We start from the raw sequence: 3,412 nt of genomic DNA on the forward strand, positions 1-3,412 counted from the left end.
TTACTTCGAGACCTTACCGAGAACCCGCAGGCGGCTCACACCACCATCCGGGAACACATTCAGACGAATGTGGGTGATCGGGCCCAGCGCCTTGATCTGCTCGGCAAATGTGTGTTCAGCGTGCATTTCCAGTTTCTGCGCCGGCAGCAGTTCGCGCCAGAACAGCGATTGGGTTTCGATCTGGCTGTCGGTGCCGCCCTTCACGAATGCGCCCTGGATCGAGCAAGTGTCCGGGTAATTGCCCTTGAAGTGCAGGGTGTCGACCACGATCTTCTCGATCTCGCCCGGGTGGCCCAGTGCGACGATCACCCAGTCATTGCCCGGTGTACGACGACGAGCAGTTTCCCAGCCATCGCCCATGTTGATGCCACGGCCTGGGTTGAGGATGTTGCTCATGCGCCCGAAGTGTTCATCGGAGCAGGCCAGTGCGCGGCCACCGTTCAATGCAGCAGCCAGGTCCACCTGTTCGTTGTCGCCCACCGCCGACCAGTCGCGGAACGGAATGCCGTACACACGCAGACGGGCCACGCCACCATCCGGGTAGATGTTGAAACGCAGGTGGCTGAAGGCCTGGTCGTTGTTGATCTCGTGGAAGTGATGGCTGTTGCCTTGCAGCTCCACCGCCGACAGCACTTCAACCCATTGGGTGTTGTCATCCGGCTCGCCGGACGCCAGGAAGCAGGCTTCCAGGGACGCCGATGGCGGGAAGTTGCCGGTGAAGAATGAAGTGTCGATGTCCACGCCTTTGATCGAACCCGGTACGCCCAGGCGGATAACTGCGCTGTCGTAGCCTTCGAAGCGCTTGCGGCGCGACTCCCAGCCGTCCATCCACTTGCCGTTGTCATCGAAAACGCCCTCCTTCCACACGGCCGGGGTCGGCTGGAACAGGCGGTTGGCGTCGGCGAACCAGTCATCGGTGACAGAGATGATCTTGGTGCCCAGGCGGGCGTCGGCCAGGTTGACGAACTTTTCGAAAGGTACGGGTTGCGCTTTCATTCTTCTTGTCTGCCTTAAAGTAAGTGGCTTGGGATGCTCGCCAGGCCCTGGGCGTTCATGAACCGCTCGGGCCAGGTCTGCTAAAGGGTCAGTAATCGGAACAACGCGATTTTATTGATCTCGGCCAGCGCACATTTGAACTCGGCTTCCACCGAGTTGTGAATGCGCGTTTCAAACGCGGCAAGGATCTGGTGCCGGTTGCTGCCTTTTACCGCCATGATGAAGGGAAACTTGAACTTGGCCTTGTAGCCATCGTTCAGCTCGGTGAAGCGCGAAAACTCGTCGCTCGAGCATTGGTGAATACCGGCGCCAGCCTGTTCATTAGTGCTGGCTTCGGTCAACTGGCCCTGGACGGCCGCTTTGCCCGCCAGGTCCGGGTGAGCGTTGATCAGGGCCAGTTGGCTTGCGTGATCGGCGCTCAACAGGATGTCGCTCATGCGCTGGTGCAGGGTTTCGATCTCGTCGATCGAAGCGTCCTGGCCCAGGTCGAAGGCCTTTTCGGCCACCCATGGCGAATGTTCGTAGATGTCGGCGAAGGCTTTGACGAATTCGTCGCGGCTCAGGGTCGACGGTTTCAGGGTTTGGAACGCGGTCATTTGGCGGCTCCCTGGAAAGGGTGTACGTCATGCCAGTGACGGGCGATGTCGACGCGGCGGGTAAACCACACCTGGTCATGGCCCTTGGCGTATTCGATAAACCGCTTGAGCGCAGCCAGGCGCGCGGGGCGGCCGATCAGGCGGCAGTGCAAGCCGATGGAGAGCATTTTCGGTGCGTCCGCGCCTTCGGCATACAGCACGTCGAAGGCGTCTTTCAGGTATTCGAAAAAGTCGTCGCCCTTGTTGAAACCCTGGACCTGGGTGAAGCGCATGTCATTGGTGTCCAGGGTGTAGGGGATCACCAGGTGCGGCTTGCCGGTCGGGTTGTTGGGTTCCCAGTAGGGCAGGTCGTCGTCATAGGTGTCGCAGTCATAGAGGAAACCGCCTTCCTCCATTACCAGCCGCCGGGTGTTGGGGCCGGTGCGGCCGGTGTACCAGCCCAGTGGGCGCTCGCCGGTGAGTTCGGTGAGGATGCGGATCGCTTCGAGCATGTGCTCGCGTTCCTGGGCCTCATCCATGTATTGGTAGTCGATCCAGCGGTAGCCGTGGCTGCAGATCTCGTGGCCGGCGGCGACCATCGCGCGGATCACATCCGGGTGGCGCTGGGCCGCCATCGCCACGGCGAAGATGGTCAGCGGGATATCGAATTCCTTGAACAACTTGAGGATGCGCCACACGCCGGCACGGCTGCCGTATTCGTACAGCGACTCCATGCTCATGTTGCGCTCGCCTTGCAGCGGTTGCGCCGAGACCATCTCGGACAGGAAGGCTTCCGACTCTTTGTCGCCGTGCAGGATGTTGCGCTCACCACCTTCTTCGTAGTTGAGTACGAACGACAGGGCGATACGGGCCTTGCCCGGCCAGTGTGGGTGAGGAGGGTTACTGCCGTAACCGATCAGGTCGCGTGGGTAGTCAGCGCTCACTGCAGTCTTCCTTCTTGTTCGTGGTAGCGGTGTGTGTGGCGGCCGGGCAGCGGAAAGACTGGGTGGCGTCACAACGATGACTGATTGTATACAACTTAGCGTGCACTTTGTAAGCCTGTATTTCTGCATTTTTTCCGCAGGGTCTTTGTAGAATAGCACTGCAAGAAACCTGCCTGACTGGTCAGCTAAATTGAAAAAAACCTCATTCACTGTAGGAGCGAGCTTGCTCGCGAAAAACCTGAGAGCGCCTCGTTAACCCTGAAGCGCTGCGTTATCGTTGACGATCTTCGCGAGCAAGCGCGCTCCTGCAGAATCGATGTCAGCAACGGAAAGCGGGCTTGTTGAATTTATTGTGTACAATTTTTTTGAAAAGTGTCTTAATCAGCAATCGCCGGCTTTTTCAGTGACCTGAAAAGGTGCGGTCTTTCATTTTTTACTGATTTCGGGAGGCGCGCAGACGCTATGGGACGTTTGACCACACACGTATTGGACGCCGCGCATGGCTGCCCCGGCAGCGCGATCAAGGTTGAGTTGTACCGTGTCGAGGGCGCACAGCTTGAGCTGGTCGCCAGCACCCTGACCAACAGCGACGGCCGCTGCGATGCACCCCTGCTGCAAGGCGATGACTACCGCAGCGGTGTCTATCAGTTGCAGTTCAGCGCCGGCGATTACTACCGCGCCCGCGGTGTGCAACTGCCCGAACCTGCGTTTCTCGATGTGGTGGTGCTGCGCTTCGGCATCAGCGCCGAACAGGATCACTACCACGTGCCTTTGCTGATTTCGCCTTACAGCTACTCCACCTATCGCGGTAGCTGAGTCGTCACCGCGCTTCACACCCCCAAAGCTCTTCGTTGGTTTTTCGCCCGCTCACACTGCGGGCTTTTTTTCGCCTGCTGA

The 3,412-nt window shown here is 59.1% G+C and carries 4 protein-coding genes; 1 reads left to right on the top strand and 3 read right to left on the bottom strand.

Annotated elements, in window-relative coordinates:
- From alc to puuE, 3 genes are all read right to left on the bottom strand, one after another.
- On the bottom strand, positions 1 to 996 hold the full coding sequence (gene alc / locus JV201_RS08990) for an allantoicase (protein WP_003209112.1): 996 nt from the start codon (positions 994 to 996) through the stop codon (positions 1 to 3).
- Between the two features lie 80 nt (positions 997 to 1,076).
- Positions 1,077 to 1,592, bottom strand: coding sequence for a 2-oxo-4-hydroxy-4-carboxy-5-ureidoimidazoline decarboxylase (uraD, locus tag JV201_RS08995; RefSeq protein ID WP_102368455.1), 516 nt, complete (start codon positions 1,590 to 1,592; stop codon positions 1,077 to 1,079).
- Complete coding sequence (gene puuE, locus JV201_RS09000) at positions 1,589 to 2,515, bottom strand: allantoinase PuuE (RefSeq protein ID WP_008432189.1); 927 nt, start codon at positions 2,513 to 2,515, stop codon at positions 1,589 to 1,591. The genes uraD and puuE overlap by 4 nt, the downstream gene beginning before the upstream one ends.
- A 462-nt stretch (positions 2,516 to 2,977) precedes the next feature.
- Here puuE and uraH point away from each other — a divergent pair, with 462 nt between their 5' ends.
- Positions 2,978 to 3,331 (top strand): hydroxyisourate hydrolase, encoded by a 354-nt coding sequence (uraH, locus tag JV201_RS09005; protein WP_003209117.1) that lies wholly within the window; start codon positions 2,978 to 2,980, stop codon positions 3,329 to 3,331.
- Positions 3,332 to 3,412: the final 81 nt, after the last annotated feature.

The organism is Pseudomonas sp. Colony2, from assembly GCF_019382755.1.
Lineage (GTDB): Bacteria > Pseudomonadota > Gammaproteobacteria > Pseudomonadales > Pseudomonadaceae > Aquipseudomonas.